The organism is Actinomadura kijaniata NBRC 14229 (genome assembly GCF_001552175.1).
Lineage (GTDB): Bacteria > Actinomycetota > Actinomycetes > Streptosporangiales > Streptosporangiaceae > Spirillospora > Spirillospora kijaniata.
This window is the reverse complement of record NZ_BCQR01000216.1, coordinates 1-17,721: the sequence shown is the minus strand read 5'-3', so window position 1 is coordinate 17,721 and position 17,721 is coordinate 1. Positions and strand designations below refer to the sequence as shown.

Below are 17,721 nucleotides of genomic sequence, written 5' to 3'. Positions count from 1 at the left end.
CCGGCGGGCCGCCAACGCGGCGCTGTTCCGCGACGCCTACGCGCGGTACTGCTGGGAGGTGGACGGCCTGGACGGCATCCGGCTGGCTCCGTTCCAGGTCCTGGCGGGCCAGGGCACCGCCTGGGCCGCCGCGCGCGACCACGGCTGGCACATGGAGATCGCCGGACGCCTCGCCGACGCCGACTCCTCGGGGCTGCTCCAGCGCACGGCGTTCCAGGTGGTGGACCTGGCGTCGCCGGAGTCCGAGAAGGCCGTGACCGGGTGGTGGGAGGAGCACACCGCCGCCGGGGGCGAGGGCATGGTCGTCAAGCCGCTCGGCCCCCTGCCCGAGGACCACAAGGTCCAGCCGGGCATCAAGTGCCGGGGCCGGGAGTACCTGCGGATCATCTACGGCCCGGACTACACCGAGCCGGCGAACCTGGACCGGCTGCGCGGCCGTTCGCTGGGGCGCAAGCGCTCCCTGGCCATGCGCGAGCACGCGCTGGGGGCCGAGGCGCTGGACCGGCTGGCCGCCGGGGAGCCGCTGTGGCGGGTCCACCAGGCGGTGTTCGCGGTCCTGGCGCTGGAGTCCGAGCCGGTGGACCCGCGCCTGTGACGCGCGCGTGCGCGGGGCCGGGCTCTCCGAGAGGGCCCCGCGCACGTCGCGGTCAGGTCGAGAACAGCATGTGGAACACGCCGCCGCCGTGGTACGGGCGGTGGTGGTGGACCGGAGCGCCGTGGTGGTGGTGCACCTGGACCGGGGGCGTGCCCGCCGCGGGCGGCGGAGCCGCGGCCCAGCCCGGACCCTGGGCCTCCAGACGGCTCAGCGCCTCCAGCTCCCCGTAGTCGAGGAAGATGCCCCGGCAGTTGTCACATTGCTCGATGTGGACGCCGCTGCGGGTGTAGGTCCGCATGACGCCACGACACTTAGGGCAGTGCATCGCTTTGTCGTCCTTCCGTGTGGAATCCCCAGGTAGAGGCTAAATGTAGGGCAGACGTCGCCGCACGTCATGCCGGGCGTCACGTCGGGCCGGTGTTCACGCCACCATCCTGGAGATCCTCGTGCAGGCGTCGACCAGGGCCGTCTCGGCCTCGTCGAGCGGGCGATCCGTCCCCCGCGCCGATATGACGCACGTGGCGGCGATTTGGATCGCCAAAGTTCGGGCCGGAATGTCCAGCCGTGCCCACGGGTCGCCCAGCAGCGGCACCGCCGGGCCCCCGGCGGCCCGGTAGGAGGTCAGGAACGCCGTCCAGTCCGCCGGGCGCAGCACCCCCGCCGAGTGCAGCGCGGCGGGCCGGGCCAGGTCCCAGACCGGGTCGCCGCGCCCCAGGTCCTCCACGTCGATGAACCGCCAGGACCCGTCCGGGAGCCGCACCATCTGCCCCAGGTGCCAGTCGCCGTGGATCAGGTGCTCCCCGGCCGGGTCCGGGTCGGGGGACCCCTCGCGGATCCAGGCCGGGAGGGTGGCGAACGCCCGCCGCACCTCCCCGGCCGCCGGGCCGTCCGGGAGGCGTTCCACCAGGCGCGCCACCCGGGCCGGGCGGCCCCAGCCCGGCGCGTCCGGCGGGACGGGCCGCCGGTGCAGGTCGGCCAGCAGCCGCGCGGCGGCCCTCCAGGGAAGATCATCGGGGTGGACGGGCTCGCCGAACGCCGTGACGGTGACGGTGCGTTCGCCGAAACCGCCGGTCACGCGCAGCGGCGGCCCCAGCGGGGCGGCGAACAGCTCCGGCAGGTCCCCGGCGAGCGCGACCCGCCGCCCCAGGTCCGGGTCCTCGCCCCGGTCGGCCTGGTGCGCCTTGACCACCACGTCGCCCACCCGCACGACCAGCACCCCGTGCCGGTCGTAGAGCGGCTCGGGGGGAGGCGTCCCGCCGGGACCGGCGCGTTCGCGGCCGATCCCGGCGAGCAGGTCGAAAAGCTCAGGCTGGGAGATGTCGGGAGACACCGGCCCAGTCAATCACTTCTCGTAGACCTCCATCTCCCACAGCGAGTAGCCGTAGGTGGACTTGACGCGCTGGGTGCCGTACATCCGCACCCAGCGGGCGTCGGCCGGGGTGAAGCCCACCCAGTCGTACATGCCGTTGCCGTTGGTGCGGCTGTGCACGGTGGTCCACCTGCCGCCGCCGGTGGAGATCTGGACCTGGTAGGCCTTGCCGTAGGCGGCCTCCCAGTTCAGCAGCACGAACCCGACCTTGCGCACGGACCCGAGGTCCACCTCGATCCACTGGGGGTCGCTGTGCTTGCTGGCCCAGCGGGTGGTGGTGCTGCCGTCGAACGCCTTCGGCCCCTCGCGCCCGGTGGCCTCGACGCTGGAGACCTTGGATCCCTTGCCCTGCGCCAGGTTGGTCATCTTCCGGTAGGTGGCCGTCAGCGTCACGTCCTGGGTGGGCGTGATGTTGTGCGCCGACGCGCCGCCGTCGGACCAGCCCACGAACTCGTAGGGGACGTCCCCGAGCATGACCCGCTGGGTCGGCGCGGCGATCGACACCGTCGAACCGGTGATCACCGAGCTGTCGAACGGCGCGGCCCTCGTCGTCTCGAACAGCGTCAGCGGCACGCCCGCCGGGCTGCTCTGCAACGTCACCTTGGTGACCTTGGGATGCAGCTCGACGCTCCGGGTGGCGGTCAGCCCGTCGGCGTCCCGGGCGGTGACCTTCAGCTCGATCCACGAGGGGTTCTCGTGGTCGGGCGCGGTGAACTCGCCGCCCGCGCCGTTCTGCCCGGTGATCGTGTGGGTGTGGCAGTTGCTCGGGCAGTGGTGCATGATGATCTCCCATTCCAGGGAGTCGCCGGTCAGCGCGCCGTCCTCGGCGTCGGTGGCCTCGGCCGCGAACTCCACCCGGTCGCCGACCGCCCACCTCAGGTCCGTCCCCGGCCTGGTGATCCGGACGGTCGGCGGGGTGGACCCGGCGGTGATCACCAGGGTGGAGGTGTCGGTGGCGCCGCGCGTGTCGGTGACCCGCAGCCCCACCGTGTAGCGGCCCTTGGCGGTGTAGGTGTGGGTCGGCTTGGCGGTGGTGGAGTCGTCGTAGGCCCCGTCGCCGTCCAGGTCCCAGGCGTAGGTGAGCGGGGTGTTGCCGTCGGCGTCGCTGGAGGTGGACCCGTCGAACTGCACCGCCAGCGGCAGGTTCCCGCTGGTCACGTCCGACTTGATCGCCGCGACGGGCGGGTTGTTGACGCCGTGGTAGGTGTAGCGCACGACCGCGCCGCCGATGACGTCCACGGCGAAGATGTCGCCGTTCGGCCCGGCCTGGAGGTCGACGATCCCGCGTGAGCCGGTCGCGAACGTGGAGATCTTCGTCTTGTCCGGCACCCCGTTCGTGCCGGGCTTCATCACCCACACGCACTTGCGGGCGTAGTCGGTGAAGAACAGCGCGCCCCGGTAGTCCTTGGGGTAGACCGTGCCGGAGTAGAACGCCATGCCGCTGGTGGAGGAGCTGCCGGTGCCGCACGCCTCACCCGAGACGATCTTGTTGGCGTGGTTGTAGACGAAGTGCGGCGCGGTGATCGAGCCCGATCCCGCCCGGTAGAGGTTCTCGCAGACCGTGAGGTTGGCGGCGTCGTAGCCCTTGGTGCGGCCGTTGCCCTCGTAGCAGGGCCAGCCGAAGTTGCGGACCTTCCTGGTCGGGTCCGGATGCCGGTTGACCTCCTCCCAGGTGGTCCAGCCGACGTCGCCCGCCCAGATCTCGTCGTTGCCGGGCCGCAGCGTGAACCGGTAGGGGTTGCGCAGGCCGTAGGCCACGATCCGCCGGGCGTTGTCGTCGCCGGTGGTCGCGGGGTTGCCCGCGGCGGCCTTGCCGGTGTCGGGGTTGATCCGGATGATCGTCCCGTCCAGCGTCGTGGGGTCCCTGGTGGTGCGCAGGTCCTGGGCGCGCAGCGCGCCGCCCTCGGCCGACGGGGCCTTCAGGCCGGTCCCGGCCCTGCCGGGCGGGTCGCCGCAGGCGTTGTTCTTCTGACCCCAGTCGGCGTAGCCGAAGCTCGCCCCGTCACCGCCGCTGGCGTACAGCGCCCCGTCCCGGCCGAACGCCAGCGTGCCCACCGAGTGGCTGGAGAACTGCTGGCACCAGTCCTCCAGCAGCACCTTCTCGGTCACCGGCCCGGCCTCGGCGCGAGTGGCCAGCGCCCCCGCCGCCGGGCTGGCCTGGCTCAGCACCGAGATGCGGCCCGCCACGACGCAGCCGGCGTTGTTGGCGCCGGGCGGATCGGGGCAGTTGTCGTTGGAGCCGTCGGAGGAGGGCCACTTCGGGTAGGGGCCGCCGAGCGGGCCGTTGTAGGTGTACATCACGTACACGCGCGGGTCGACGGGGAACTTCGGGTGCAGCGCCATGCCGAGCATGCCGCGGTCCCAGCCGTTGAACACCTGCCGGCGCAGGTCCGCGTAGATCTCCGGCGTGGTGTCGGTGAGCGAGGAGTAGAGCTTGATGATCCCGCTCTTCTCCGCGACGAACACCCGGCCGTCCGGGGCGAACCGCACCGCCGTGGGCCGGGTCAGCCCCGAGATGACGGCCTTCTCCTGGAAGTTGGTCGGGAGCGCCGCGGCGGCGGGCCGCGGCCAGGCGACCACCGCGATCAGCGTGGCCATGAGCGACAGTACGACGAGAACGGCTGCCGAACGGCGCGGTCCCCCGACCGCGAACCCCGTTGACGGACGTCCCCCCAGCAGAGCGTGAGAGGGCATGGTCCACCTCTTCGTCCGAGACCCCTGGCGGGACGGAGGCGAAAAGTCCCACCTGAGCGCAGAATGAATCACTTCGGCAGGTAGGGAACGTTCTGGACCGCTTGTGGTCATCAGGACAACGGGCCGCGCGTTCGCGGCGTCGTCCCCTCGGGTGGGCGTCGAAAAGCGGGAGGAACCGGGGCTTCGCGGACGCGTTTCATCTCACGGCACGGGCGGGCGCTCGCGCTCGCGCAGCCGCCGGCGCAGGACCTTGCCGAGGACGCTGCGCGGCAGCTCCGCGCACGGGCGGAACTCCGCGGGCACCTTGTAGTGCGACAGGTACCGCTCGCAGTGGCGGCGCAGCTCGTCGGCCGAGAACGGGTAGGCCGGATGCTCCACGACGTGGGCGATCACGCGTTCGCCGCGCCGGGGGTCGGGCACCCCCACCACCGCGCAGTCGATCACGGCGGGGTGGCGGCGCAGCACCTCCTCCACCTCGCCGGGGAACACGCTGAACCCGCTCACCTTGATCAGGTCGCGGCGGCGGTCCAGGATCGAGAAGAACCCGTCCTCGCTCATCACCGCGATGTCCCCGGTGCGCAGCCAGCCCTTCGACAGCACCCGCGCGGTCTCCAGCGGCCGGTTCCAGTACCCGGCGAACACCTGCGGGCCGCGCACCACCAGCTCGCCCGGCTGGCCCGGCGGCAGCAGCCGGGTCGGCTCCCGCGGATCGACGACCACCGCGTCGGTCAGCGGGAGCGGCACGCCGACGGTGAGGTTGCGGGCGTCGGCGGTCAGCGGGTTGGCGGTGACGGCCGGGGACGCCTCGGTCAGGCCGTAGCACTGGATCAGCCGGTGGCCGCCGAGGGACTCCAGGCGTTCCACGGTGCGCTGCTCCAGGGGGTAGGTGCCGCAGACGAACACCCGGACCGGGCGCAGGAGGCGGGGCTTCATCCCCGGCGCGTCCAGCACCTCGTCGTACAGCAGCGGCACGCCCGGGAAGATCGTCGGCCGGTACCGCCGGATCGCCCGCACGGTCCGCCTCTGATGGAACCGGGGCAGCAGCACCACCGCCCCGCCCGTCATCGCGGGCGCGACCAGGCTGCTGGTCAGCCCGAACGCGTGGAACAGCGGCAGCACGGCCAGCGTGACGTCCTTCGGGCCGCTGGCGCTGTCCCAGGCGTTCTGCTGGACGGCGTTGGCGACCAGGTTGCGGTGGGTGAGCATCACGCCCTTGGGGCGGCCCTCGGTGCCGCCGGTGTAGAGGATGACGGCCAGGTGCCGCGCCGGGTCCAGCGGGTACTGCCGCACCCCGCGGCGCGGGGGCCGCTGCATCTCGGCGAACGGCACCACGTCGGCGTTGCGGATCTCGGCGGTCAGCGCGCGGCGCATGCGCTGCGCCTGGAGCAGCGGCAGCCGCAGCGCCAGCCGGGCCCGCGCCGGCAGGTAGTCCAGCAGCGAGGTGACCACCACCTGCTCCAGCGGCAGCCGGTCGCGGATCGCGGCCACCGTCGGGTGGGAACGGTCCAGGACCACCGCGACGCGCGCACCGCAGTCGGCGAGCTGGTGGTGCATCTCCTCCGCGGTGCACAGCGGGTTGATCGGCACCGCGATGGCGCCGCGCCGCCAGATGCCGAAGAACGCGATGACGGCCTGCGGGCAGTTCGGCAGCACCAGCGCCACCCGGTCGCCGGGCTGCACGCCGAGCCGGTGCAGCCCGGCGGCGAACCGTTCGGCGGCCCGGTGCAGCCCCCGGTAGGTGAGGCGGCGGCCGAAGTAGTGCAGCGCCGGCCGGCGGGGGTGGCGCGCGGCCGAGTCGTCCAGCAGTCCGGTGACCGGGATGTCGGGTACGTCAGGTCGCGTGGGAACGTTCGGGGGATACCACTTGGTCCACGGCAGGGGTCGACGTGACGAGGGCCACATACCCGGCGATTCAATCATCAAAGCGGCATCGATGTCCGCCGTCGGCGGCCGGATCCCGGGGCCTGGCTAGGGTGGTGGCCCATGAGCGATTTCCGTCGGGTGTCGTCCCGTGTGGTCTACGAGAACCGTTGGATGGCCGTCCGCGAGGACGAGTTCGAACGCCCCGACGGCTCGCGCGGCGTCTACGGCGTGGTCGACAAGCCGGACTTCGCGCTGGTCATCCCGTTCGAGAACGACGGGTTCCACCTGGTCGAGGAGTACCGCTACCCGGTCGGCCGCCGCGCGTGGAACTTCCCGCAGGGCTCGCTGCCCGACCGCGCCGCCGGCGCCCCCGAGGAGCTGGCCCGGCGCGAGCTGGCCGAGGAGACGGGGCTGCGCGCGGGCACGCTGACGCGCCTCGGCACCCTGCACGCCTCGCACGGGACCAGCAACCAGCACGTCCACGTCTTCCTGGCGACGGACCTGACGCCGGGGGAGCCGTCCCGCGAGCCGGAGGAGCAGGACATGCGGCAGGCGTTCGTGTCCCGCGACGAGTTCAAGAAGCTGGTCCGCGAGGGCGTGATCGCCGACGACTCCACGGTCGCCGCCTACACCCTGCTGCTCCTGCACGAGGAGGGCCTCGCCCGGTGACGGGCCGGGGGAGACAAGGGCGTTAACGGGATGACAACCGAACCGTTGCCTCCAGGGCCCTGGGACGTTATCGGCCCGCTTCACGATCGCTCGCGTGATCCCGACATTCGTGACAGACAGGGCCCGTTGGCTGCTCGCGACGGCCGGGGCGGTGCTCGCGGCGACCGCCGTGGCCGTCCCCGCCCACGCGTCCGCGCCCCTGCCCGCCCTCACCCCCAAGGCCGAGACGCCCCCGCTCCACGACGACGAGGCGGGCGGTAACTCCGACGCCGACGACCCCGCCATCTGGCGAAACGACGCGGATCCCGACCGCAGCCTGGTGGTCGCCGCGGTCAAGGAGGGCGGGCTGCGCGTCTACGACCTGGACGCCCGCCCGGTGCAGTCGGTCGCCCCGCCGCCCGCGCCCGGCCCGGACGACGCGCCCGGCCGGTTCAACAACGTCGACCTGGTGCACGGCCTGCGCCTGGGGGCGTCCCGCGCCGACGTCGCGGTGACCAGCGACCGCGGCCACGACCGGCTGCGGATCTACCGGATCGACCCGGCGCGCCCCGGCGGCCCGCTGGCCGACGTCACCGACCCGGCCGCCCCGCGCGTGTTCTCCGCCGACCAGGACGAGGTCAACGAGCAGGCCACCGCCTACGGCCTGGCCACCTGGACCGACCGGGCGACCGGCCGTTCCTACGCCCTGGTCAGCCGCCGCAACCGCACCGCCGTCGCGCTGCTGGAGCTGACCGGGACGGCCACCGGCTCGGTGACCTACCGCAAGGTGCGGACCCTGGAGCTGCCGTCGGCGTTCCGGCTGCCCAACGGCGCCACCTGGACCCCGTGCGCCGAACCGGGCGAGCTGCCCCAGGTGGAGGGCATGGTGGTGGACCCCGCCAACGGCATGCTCTACGCCGGGCAGGAGGACGTCGGCGTGTGGCGCGTGCGCGCCGACCTCACCGGGACCCCGAAGCTGCTGGACAGGGTCCGCGAGTTCGGCGTCCCCGGCGAGTACGACGAGGAGACCGGGGAGTGCGTCCCGGGCCCCGACCCCGGCTACGGCGGCAAGCGGCTGTCGGCCGACGTGGAGGGCCTGACCCTGCTGACCGAACCCGACGGCGACGGCCACGTGCTGGTCTCCAGCCAGGGCGACGACACCTTCGCCGCCTACGACCGCGAGCTGGACGAGGGCAACGAGTACGAGGGCGGCTTCCGCGTCACCGCGGCCTCCACGACCCTCGACGGCTCCGAGGAGTGCGACGGCGCGGCCGCCCTCAACAAGCCCCTCGGCAGGCGCTACCCCCACGGCCTGCTGGTCGTCCAGGACGGCCGGGAGACCCCCGCCGACCCCGCCCGGGAGGCCACCGGCTTCAAGTTCGTCGACCTGGCCAAGGTCCGCAAGGCCCTGGACTGACAACCGGAACGCGGCGCCGCCCCCGGCCGACGCCGCGTTCGCCGTACCCTGGCGAGGAAGGCCCGCTCCCTCCGGCAGGAAGGTCGAGGCGACGGCGTGAACGGCGACGAGCCCCTGGTGCACCGCGTTCTCCTCGCCGTGGACATTCAGGGGTACGGCCAACGCGACACCCGTCAGCAACTGGAGACGCAGCGGCAACTGAACCGCCTGCTCGACGAGGCCGCCGCAACCGCGGGCCTGGACCGGGCCCTGTGGCGCAAACAGGTGGGTGGCGACGGCGAGCTGAGCGTCCTCCCGGGGGAGACCGACCCGGCGTCGGTCGGTGACCTCGTCCTCGCCCTGGAAGCCGGGCTGGAGACGCTCAACCGCTCCCGTCCGCTCAGGCTGAGGCTCAGGCTCGCGCTCCACCACGGCCCCCTCGCGGAAGGACCGTTCGGCCCCTCGGGGGACGCTCCCGTCGTCGTGCAGCGGCTGCTCGACGCCGGACCGCTGCGACGCCTCCTCGCCGACGATCCCGGACGCGACCTGGCGGTGGTCGTCTCCGACTCCCTCTACGCCGACGTCATCCGCACCGGTTTCAGCGCGCTGCCGCCCAACGGATTCCAGCCGATCAGGATCACGGCCAAGGGCACCGTCTTCCAGGGGCACCTCCTCGTGCGCGACCCCTCCACTTCGAGGCCGGGGCCATGGGGACCCCGGCCTCGATGAGAGGGGGACCGGATCAGTGGCTCTGCGCCCACCAGACGACCAGGGCGACGAGGCCCGAGCCGGCGGCGGCCCCCGCTCCCCGGACGAAGGCGAACATCGCGGCGCGTGCGAGGCGCCGGGGGAGCCGGCGGGCTTCGTTCCGTGGCATTCGATCCTCCCTGTGTCTCGGTCTCCGGGACCTGAACCCGGAAAGGAGAGTGCGACCGGGACCGCGTCCGCCGCGACGGAGAACGGGCGCGCCGGACGAACCGGACGGGAATGCGAGGCCGGAACGGGTGCCCGCATCGGCCGCCACGGGCACGGCGGCTGACGGGCGGGCACCGGAGAGGGACGCGGAGGCGGGTCGTGGCGGAGGAGCGGGAAGGGTTCCTGAGACTCCAGGAGGCCCTGCGCGCCCTCGAAGCCCAGGCCGTGATGGCGCGGAAGGCCAGGGGACGTCCGCATTCCCGGCGTGAGGCCGCGCGGGAGGCGCGCCGCTTCCACACCGACGTGGACGCCCGACGGATCGGGGAGTGGCTGCGCCGGGACGACGGCCGGGCGCCCCGCGACCCCGACCAGGTGTGGGCGCTCGTGCGGGTCTGGTGCGGATGGGCGGGGCGGGAGCCCGCCAGGGACGAGCGCCGGTACTGGAACCGCCTCGTCGAGGAGGCGCGGCCCCGGCGCGCCGACCGCACGGGCGGAGTGGGACTTCCCCTGTCCCTCTGGTCGGACCCGCTGGCCTTGGAGGTGCATCCGGCCATCGAGCACGCCGGTCGCGGCCTGCCGGCGCTGCCCGCCTACGTCCGGCGCGGACACGACGACGCGCTGGGCGAGGCGGTGCGCGGCGCGCGGGAGCGCAGCGCGATGGCCGTTCTCGTCGGAGAGGCGGCGACCGGCAAGACGCGCGCGTGCTGGGAGGCGCTGGGCCTGCTGCCGGAGGACTGGCGGCTGTGGCATCCGATCGCGCCGAGCCGTCCCCGCGCGGCGCTGCGGGACCTGCCGTCGGTCGGTCCGCGCACGGTGGTGTGGCTGAACGACCTCCAGCACTATCTGCTGACCCCCGGCGGCGACCTGGGCGAGCAGGTCGCCGCGGAACTGCGGGCCCTGCTGCGCGATCCGGGGCGCGGACCGGTGCTGGTGCTCGGCACGCTGTGGCCGCGCCACTGGGCCACGCTGACCGGCTACCACTCGCCCGAGGAGGACCCGCACGCCCAGGCGCGGGCGCTGCTCGCCGGGCACGGCATCGTGGTCCCCACCACGTTCTCCCCGCTGGAGCTGGACCGCGCCCGCGCGGTCGCGGAGGAGGATCCGCGCCTGGCGGAGGCGGTCGGCAACGCCGAGGACGGCCACCTCGCCCAGTACCTGGCGGGCGGCCCCGCCCTACAGATGATCTACCGGACGGCCGCGCCGCCCGCGCGGGCGCTGCTGGACGCGGCGATCGACGCGCGGCGGCTGGGCCACGGGCCGCTGCTGCCCAGGCGCCTGCTGCTGGACGCCGCTCGCGGCTACCTCACCCGGCCGCAGTGGGAGATGCTGGAGGAGGGCTGGCCGGACACGGCGTTCTCGCAGGCCACCGACCATCGCCCCTGCCGGGGGGCCCGCGCGCCGCTCACCCCCGTCCGGCCCGCGCCGGGCGACGGGGGCGGCGGCGAGCCGCGCTACCGGCTCGCCGACTACCTCGAACAGCTTGGGCAGGCGGAGCGGCGCACCCTCCCGGTCCCCGGGGCGCTGTGGGCGTCGTTGCTCGCGCACGCGGCGGGCCCGGACCTGATCCGGCTGGGGCGGCAGGCCCAGGAACGCGGGCTCTACCGGCTCGCCCTGGATTTCTATCGGGCCGCCTGGGAGACGGACCCCGAGGGCACCGACGCGATGCTGTGGTCGGGCGACCTGCACCGGAACGCCGGACGCGTGGCCGAGGCGCTGTCCTGCTACCGGCGGGCGGCCGAGGGAGGCGACCCCTACGCGTGGCATCGGGCCGCCGAGACGCTGCGCGGGGTGGGACGCGTCGACGAGGCGCTGTGGTGGTACGACAGGGCCGTCGCCGACGGCCTGTCCGACGCCCTGACCGACGCGGCGGACGCGCTCATCGAGGCGCACCGGCCCGACGAGGCGGAGCCGCTCCTGCGCAGGGCCGTACGCGCGGGTGTCGAACAGGCGGCGGGGAGACTGGGCGAGCGGCTGCTCCGGCGGGGCGCGGTGGACGAGGCCGTGCGCTGCTTCCAGGAGGGGGCGCGGTCCGGAGAGACGCTCTCCCTGAACCGGACGGTCGCGTTGATGACCGAACGCGACGGGCGTGACGCCGCCGTCGCCTGGCTCGCCTCCCACCGGCCCGGCGGCGCCGCCAGGACGGCGGCGGTGATCGGGGACCTGCTGTGGCGGTCCGGCGACCGGTCCGGGGCGATCGACGCCGTACTGCCGCACTGCGCCGCCGACCCCGCCCTGATGCGAACGGCCGCGCGTTGGTCGGCCGACGAGGGACGACGGGACGAGGCGATCGCGCTGTGCCGTCGCGCGGCCGAGGGCGGCGACACGGGCGCCATGCGGGAGGCGGCCCGGCTGCTGGAGGCCGCCGGACGCGTGAGCGAGGCGATCGGGTGGCTGCGCGAGCGGGCGGACGGAGGCGACCGGGCGGCGTCGCGGCAGGCGGTCGCGGCGGCGCTCCGGGCGGGGTGCCCGCAGGCGGTGCTCCCCTGGCTGGAGGACAAGGCCGAACGGGGAGACGCCACGGCGCTGTGGCACCTCATGGACCTGCTGGCCCGTACCGGCCGGACGCCGGACGCGCTGGCGGCGTACGAGCGGTTCCGCGGCGCCCCGGGCGTCGCCGGCGTGCGACGGCGGGCCGACCTGCTGCACGATGCGGGCCGCCTCGACGAGGCGATCGCCTGTTACCGCGCCGCCGCCGACGACGGGGACGACCTGGCGCTGGTGCGGGCCGTGCACCTGATGGGGGAGGCGGGCCGGCCGGAGGAGGCGGTCGCCTGGCTGCGTTCGCGCGCCGAACGGGGCGACCCGACGGCCCTGCGCTGGGTCATCGACCTGCTGCTGGGGCTCGGCCGGGCGGACGAGGCGATCGAGTGGCTGCGCGTCAGGGTCGAGGACGGCGACGCCGACGCGCTCGGCTGGGTCGCCAACCTCCTGCGCGACGCGGACCGCGTCGACGAGGCGCTCGCCTACTACCTGCGGGGGGCCGAGGCGGGCATGGCCGCCCCGGACCCCGGCGACGAGGACACCGGCGCGCTGGCGCTGGCGGCCGCGCTCCTGCGCAGGGCCGGACGCCATGACGAGGCTGTCCGGGTGGTGCGCGACGGGCTGGAACCTGAGGGGCGCATCGCCCACGCCGCGGCTTTCGCGGGGCCTTAGCGGTTCCTTAAGCGGGCCCTAAACGGGTGTTCGCGTGGGGCGGGCGGTGCGAGGTTCGTCCCGTGGCACTGCGAGAGAAGACCAACGGGCTCGGTTCCGGCGTCGTCGCGGAGCGGGCGGTGATGGTGCGGGCGCTGCGGGCGCTGCCGGCGGCGCACCAGGAGATCCTCGACGAGACCCTGTTCCGGCGGCGGAGCGTCAACGAGGCCGCCGCCGCGCTCGGCGTTCCCGTCGAGACGGTCAAGGTCCGCGTCTACCACGCGCTGCGCGCCCTGCGGATCGCGCTGGACACCCCCCGGGCCTGAACCGGGGAACGGCGCGGGCGAAACCGGTTCCGGTGGCCGGGCAGGGGGGCCGTCCGCGCCCCGCGGCCCTTTGTTCGGGGCGTCGATTCCGCCGCTCCGAATAAAGGGTTGCGATCCGGGAACCCATCGGGCAGAGTAAACGTCGTACAGAACAGCGGGACCAACGGAAGGGAGAGGGCGATGCGACGTCATCACCGAATGCGCAGCAGTAGCCGTCCCCACGGTCCCGGGAGGCGTGCCATGCGGTAGCGAACCGCGCGGCCGAACGCCATCACCGCCCACGGACCTGGGGATCCGTTGGGCGGTTTCGCTTTTCCCCGGAGGGTTGGCCGAGCGGTAAGGCAGCGGCTTGCTAAGCCGTCGTCAGGGTCACCCCCTGCGTGAGTTCGATTCTCACACCCTCCGCCGGGACGGATAGGTTCGCTGGTGCGGACGGTGGTCTCATAAACCACTCGAGGTGGGTTCGATTCCCGCATCCGTCACTTGTTCACGCTGTTTTCCATAATTAAATAAACGAGTCTCCGTGGCGTAGTGGATAACGCGTCGGACTACGAATCCGAAGATCGCAGGTTCGAATCCTGCCGGGGACACGGCGGCCGTGGTGTGGTGGTCTGCACGTCAGGTTGTGGTCCTGAAGGTCCACGGTTCGACTCCGGGCGGTCGCCCTTCGCGGCCCCGTCGGCATCCCCCTGCCCGACGGGGCCGCGTGCCGTGCGCGGGGACGGAAAGTGGGTCTTGCCGGGGGCCGGAGATCGACCTACGGTGCGTTTGTTGGCGGCGACAACCAATTGCGCCGGTTCGTGCGAGCTCCCACCCCGGAGGCGGATGATGCGCCGAACACGACCGTCCCGAGTCCTCACCCTCGCCCTGTCGTCCGTGCTGGCGTTCTCCGGAACGACCGTCGCGGCCGGGGCAGACACCGGCCGCGACCCCGTCAAGCGGCGGGTCGAGGCGTTGCTGAGGAGCATGACCCTCGACGAGAAGATCGGCCAGATGACCCAGGCCGAACGGGCGAACATCACGAACGAGGAGGTCACCCGCTACCGCGTCGGCTCGATCCTGTCGGGCGGCGGCTCCACCCCCACCCCGAACACCCCGCAGGCGTGGGCCGACATGTACGACGGCTTCCAGCGCGCCGCGCTCGCCACCCCGAAGAGGATCCCGCTGGTCTACGGGGTGGACGCCGTGCACGGCCACAACAACGTCGTCGGTGCGACGATCTTCCCGCACAACATCGGGCTGGGCGCGACCCGCGATCCGCGCCTGGTGCAGCGGATCGGCCGCGCCACCGCCGAGGAGGTGGTGGGCACCGGCCCGACCTGGAGCTTCGCGCCGTGCCTGTGCGTGGCCCGCAACGACCGGTGGGGCCGCACCTACGAGTCGTTCGGTGAGATCCCCGAGCTGCCGACCCGCATGTCCACGGTCATCACCGGGCTGCAGGGCCGCCCGGGCGGGCCCGCGTCGGTGATGGCCACCGCCAAGCACTACGTCGGCGACGGCGGCACCACCGGCGGCAAGGACCAGGGCGACACCCAGGTGTCGGAGGCCGAGCTGCGCCGGATCCACCTGCCGCCGTACCGCGAGGCCGTGCGGCGCGGTGTCGGGTCGGTGATGGCGTCGTTCAGCTCGTGGAACGGCCTGAAGCTGCACGCCCACAAGTACCTGATCACCGACGTGCTCAAGCGCGAGCTGCGGTTCGACGGCTTCGTGGTCTCCGACTGGAACGGCATCGACCAGATCGACGGGCAGCCCGGCTTCACCGCCGAGGAGGTCCGCACGGCCGTCAACGCGGGCATCGACATGTTCATGGTGCCGCAGGAGTGGCGGCGCTTCATCGAGACGCTGCGCGCCGAGGTGCAGGCCGGGCGCGTGCCGATGGCGCGCATCGACGACGCCAACCGCCGCATCCTCACCAAGAAGATCCAGTTCGGCCTGTTCGAGCGTCCCTTCGCCGACCGCCGGTACCTGGGGACGGTCGGCAACGCCGAGCACCGGGCCCTCGCCCGCGAGGCCGTCGCCAGGTCCCAGGTCCTGCTGAAGAACGACCGGAACGTCCTGCCGCTCGACCGCCGGAACAACAAGATCTTCGTGGCGGGCAAGAGCGCCGACGACATCGGCATCCAGTCCGGCGGCTGGACGATCACCTGGCAGGGCTCGCCGGGGAACATCACGCCCGGCACGACGATCCTGCAGGGCATCCGGCAGACGGCCGGGCGCGGCACGACCGTGACCTACTCCAAGGACGGGACGGGCGTCGACCGTTCCTACAAGGCCGCCGTCGCGGTCGTCGGCGAGCTGCCCTACGCCGAGTTCGAGGGCGACCGGCCCGGCTCGATGGGGCTGGACGCGACCGATCTGGCCACGCTGGAGCGGCTGCGCGCCTCCGGCGTCCCGGTGATCGTCGTGCTGGTCTCCGGCCGCCCGCTGGACATCGCCGCCGAGCTGCCGAAGTGGAACGCGCTGGTGGCGTCCTGGCTGCCCGGCACCGAGGGCCGCGGCGTCGCCGACGTGCTGTTCGGCGTCACGCGTCCCACCGGGAAGCTTCCGGTGACGTGGATGCGCGGCGCCGACCAGCAGCCCATCAACGTCGGCGACGGCAAGAAGCCGCTGTTCCCGTTCGGCTACGGCCTCACCTACCGCCGTCGCTGAGCGTCTCCGCCAGCACCTGGCCGGGCGCGGTCGGCTTGACCCCGAAGATCTCCTCGATCCGGGTCGAGTCGACCGTGAACGGCCGGTGCGACATGTACGAGGTCTCCCACAGCTCCTCCCAGAACGGGTCGGCGGCGCCGAGCAGCGTCAGCTCCCGGTCGGACATGGTCTCCAGCCGGGGTCGCGGGGCTCCGGCGAGGTCGGCCAGCGTGGTCGCCAGCTCGCGGACCGGGACGTTGCTGACCGGCGCGTGCCAGGCCCGCCCGAAGGCGCGCTCGTCGCGGGAGACCGCGACGAGCGCGGCGGCCGCGTCGCCGATCGCGGTGAACGCGTGCGGGACGTCGAACTCGGCCGGGACCAGCGCGAGCCGCCCGGCCAGCACCTTCGGGACCACCATCAGGTTGAAGATCGAGTACGCGCCCAGCCCGTAGAACTGCCCGGCGCGCACCTCGGTGACCGGGACGCCGCCGTCCAGGGCCTCCCGCCACATCCGCGCCCGCACCCTGCCCTTGGGGCCGGTGGCGTCCAGCGGGTGGTCCTCGGTGAGCGTCCCCTCGGGCGGCCCGTAGCCGTAGAGGTTGCCGAGCATGACGTAGTTCGCGCCGGTGCGGCGGGCGGCCTCCAGGATCGCGCCGAACAGCGGCGGGATCGTCTCCGGCCAGGTGTGGTACGGCGGCATCGCCGCGTTGAACAGGGTCGCCGACCCCTCGGCGGCCTCGGTGAGCCGGCCAGCGTTGTTGGCGTCGAGCGCGATCCGCTCGACCAGGGGGTGCTCGGGGCCGTTCCCGCTCCGGCTCACCATGCGGACCCGGTCGCCGGACCCGGCCAGCAGCAGCGCGGTGGCGCGGGCGGTGGCGCCCGCGCCGACGATCGTGTGTGAGGTCATGTCCCCACCCTCGCGCCGGGCGGGGAGAATCGGCAGGGGAGAGATCGCCAACCGACCGGAGGATCCGGCCAATGCACCGCATCGTGTTCGTCGCAGTCCCGCCGGTGATGGCGTTCGACCTGGCCATCGCGCAGATGGTGCTCGGCGCGGCGACCGTGGACGGCCGTCCCGGCTACGCGGTGCGGGTGTGCTCGGCCGAGTCGGGGCCCGTCGAGACCGTGGGCGGGCCGCCGCTGCTGACCGAACTCGGCCTGGACGCCGCGGCGGACGCCGACACGGTCGTCGTGATCGGCGGCGGGGGACGCGAGGACGTCGACCCGCGCGTGCTGCGGACGGTCCGCGACGCGCGCGCCGCCGGGCGGCGGGTGGCCGGGATCTGCACCGGGACGTTCGTCCTCGCGCAGGCGGGCGTGCTGGACGGCCGCCGCGCGACCACCCACTGGGGCCTGACCGGCGACCTGGCCCGCCGCTTCCCGGCCGTGCGGGTCGAGCCGGACGTCCTGTACGTCGCCGACGGCCCGGTCGTCACCTCCGCCGGGGCCGCCGCCGGCGTCGAGCTGTGCCTGCACCTGGTGCGCGAGGACCACGGCGCGGCCGTCGCGGCGGAGGCGGCGCGCGGCACGGTCGCGGCCCCGCCGCGCCCCGCCGACCAGCCCCAGACGGTCCGCACCCCGTTCCCGCCCGACCGCGACGCCTCCCTGGCCGCGACCCGCGCGTGGGCGCTGGAGCGGCTGGAGGAGCCGCTGACCCTCGCCGTCCTGGCCGCGCACGCCAACATGAGCACCCGCACCCTGACCCGCCGCTTCCACGACGAGACCGGCCAGAGCCCGCTGCGGTGGCTGCTGCACCAGCGCCTGGAGCGCGCCCGCGAGCTGCTGGAGCGCACCGACCTGCCGATGGACCAGGTCGCGCGCCGCAGCGGCCTGGGCGGCGCCGACTCGCTGCGCGCGCACATGGTGCGCCGGCTCGGCGTGACACCCAGCGCCTACCGCGCCGGCCGCGCGGTGGCCGGTAGCGTGTGACGACCATGAGAGGGAAGCGGAACGGGCACGGCCGCCGCGGGGCGACCGTGCTGGTATGGATCATGGTGTTGCCGTTCGCCGCCTGGGCCGTGCTGCGGTGGACGGGGTACGAGCCCGGCTTCCGGTGGCGGCAGCTGGTGGCGTTCACCCCCTACGTGGCGGCGGCCGCGCCCGTGGCGCTCGTGGCGGCGCTGGCGCTGCGCCGCTGGCCCGCCGCCGTGGCCGC

13 protein-coding genes, 4 tRNA genes and 2 pseudogenes are annotated in these 17,721 nt (G+C 73.8%); 13 read left to right on the top strand and 6 right to left on the bottom strand.

Annotated features, from left to right (window positions below):
- Positions 1–595: pseudogene (locus AKI01S_RS43810) on the top strand (polynucleotide kinase-phosphatase); the annotation flags it as partial.
- A 52-nt stretch (positions 596–647) separates the two neighbouring features.
- Here the strand turns inward: AKI01S_RS43810 and AKI01S_RS43805 are convergent.
- The 4 genes from AKI01S_RS43805 to AKI01S_RS43790 form a co-directional block, all read right to left on the bottom strand.
- Positions 648–920, bottom strand: a complete 273-nt coding sequence (locus AKI01S_RS43805) for a TFIIB-type zinc ribbon-containing protein (RefSeq protein WP_067831966.1) — start codon at positions 918–920, stop codon at positions 648–650.
- A 96-nt stretch (positions 921–1,016) separates the two neighbouring features.
- Positions 1,017–1,925: a phosphotransferase gene (locus AKI01S_RS43800; RefSeq protein WP_157420573.1), complete on the bottom strand. Its 909-nt coding sequence runs from the start codon at positions 1,923–1,925 to the stop codon at positions 1,017–1,019.
- A gap of 12 nt (positions 1,926–1,937) precedes the next feature.
- A complete protein-coding gene (locus AKI01S_RS43795) occupies positions 1,938–4,562 on the bottom strand; it encodes a PQQ-dependent sugar dehydrogenase (RefSeq protein WP_067831965.1) in 2,625 nt (874 codons plus the stop codon).
- A 297-nt stretch (positions 4,563–4,859) separates the two neighbouring features.
- Positions 4,860–6,560: an AMP-binding protein gene (locus AKI01S_RS43790; RefSeq protein ID WP_067831964.1), complete on the bottom strand. Its 1,701-nt coding sequence runs from the start codon at positions 6,558–6,560 to the stop codon at positions 4,860–4,862.
- Positions 6,561–6,641: 81 nt separating this feature from the next.
- Here AKI01S_RS43790 and AKI01S_RS43785 point away from each other — a divergent pair, with 81 nt between their 5' ends.
- From AKI01S_RS43785 to AKI01S_RS43775, 3 genes are all read left to right on the top strand, one after another.
- Positions 6,642–7,190, top strand: coding sequence for an NUDIX domain-containing protein (locus tag AKI01S_RS43785; protein ID WP_067831963.1), 549 nt, complete (start codon positions 6,642–6,644; stop codon positions 7,188–7,190).
- 109 nt (positions 7,191–7,299) lie between these two features.
- Positions 7,300–8,586, top strand: coding sequence for a phytase (locus AKI01S_RS43780; protein ID WP_174567472.1), 1,287 nt, complete (start codon positions 7,300–7,302; stop codon positions 8,584–8,586).
- Between the two features lie 96 nt (positions 8,587–8,682).
- The gene (locus AKI01S_RS43775) at positions 8,683–9,294 is read left to right on the top strand and encodes a hypothetical protein (protein ID WP_067831960.1); all 612 of its coding nucleotides are present in this window, start codon (positions 8,683–8,685) and stop codon (positions 9,292–9,294) included.
- Positions 9,295–9,307: 13 nt separating this feature from the next.
- On the opposite strand, the gene AKI01S_RS54495 is transcribed toward AKI01S_RS43775, so the two are convergent.
- Positions 9,308–9,442: a hypothetical protein gene (locus tag AKI01S_RS54495; protein WP_281186209.1), complete on the bottom strand. Its 135-nt coding sequence runs from the start codon at positions 9,440–9,442 to the stop codon at positions 9,308–9,310.
- Positions 9,443–9,639: 197 nt separating this feature from the next.
- On the opposite strand from AKI01S_RS54495, the gene AKI01S_RS43770 reads away from it, so the two are divergent.
- The 7 genes from AKI01S_RS43770 (at position 9,640) to AKI01S_RS43745 (ending at position 15,587) form a co-directional block, all read left to right on the top strand.
- Positions 9,640–12,633, top strand: coding sequence for a tetratricopeptide repeat protein (locus AKI01S_RS43770; protein WP_067831958.1), 2,994 nt, complete (start codon positions 9,640–9,642; stop codon positions 12,631–12,633).
- Positions 12,634–12,695: 62 nt separating this feature from the next.
- Complete coding sequence (locus AKI01S_RS43765) at positions 12,696–12,938, top strand: sigma factor-like helix-turn-helix DNA-binding protein (protein ID WP_067831956.1); 243 nt, start codon at positions 12,696–12,698, stop codon at positions 12,936–12,938.
- Positions 12,939–13,257: 319 nt separating this feature from the next.
- A tRNA-Ser gene (locus AKI01S_RS43760) sits at positions 13,258–13,343 on the top strand.
- Between the two features lie 4 nt (positions 13,344–13,347).
- Positions 13,348–13,420: transfer RNA gene (locus AKI01S_RS51405), tRNA-Met, on the top strand.
- A gap of 35 nt (positions 13,421–13,455) precedes the next feature.
- Positions 13,456–13,528 (top strand) — tRNA-Arg (locus AKI01S_RS43755).
- Positions 13,529–13,530: 2 nt separating this feature from the next.
- Positions 13,531–13,603, top strand: a tRNA-His gene (locus tag AKI01S_RS43750).
- Positions 13,604–13,766: 163 nt separating this feature from the next.
- Positions 13,767–15,587, top strand: a complete 1,821-nt coding sequence (locus AKI01S_RS43745; protein ID WP_067831967.1) for a glycoside hydrolase family 3 protein — start codon at positions 13,767–13,769, stop codon at positions 15,585–15,587.
- Here the strand turns inward: AKI01S_RS43745 and AKI01S_RS43740 are convergent.
- A complete protein-coding gene (locus tag AKI01S_RS43740) occupies positions 15,568–16,473 on the bottom strand; it encodes a Rossmann-fold NAD(P)-binding domain-containing protein (protein ID WP_067831954.1) in 906 nt (301 codons plus the stop codon). The genes AKI01S_RS43745 and AKI01S_RS43740 overlap by 20 nt on opposite strands.
- Positions 16,474–16,544: 71 nt before the next feature.
- Between AKI01S_RS43740 and AKI01S_RS43735 the strand changes: the two genes are divergently transcribed.
- Together AKI01S_RS43735 and AKI01S_RS52600 are read left to right on the top strand one after the other, a co-directional pair.
- Positions 16,545–17,495, top strand: a complete 951-nt coding sequence (locus AKI01S_RS43735; protein ID WP_067831952.1) for a GlxA family transcriptional regulator — start codon at positions 16,545–16,547, stop codon at positions 17,493–17,495.
- A gap of 5 nt (positions 17,496–17,500) precedes the next feature.
- A pseudogene (locus AKI01S_RS52600) lies at positions 17,501–17,721 on the top strand (hypothetical protein); the annotation flags it as partial.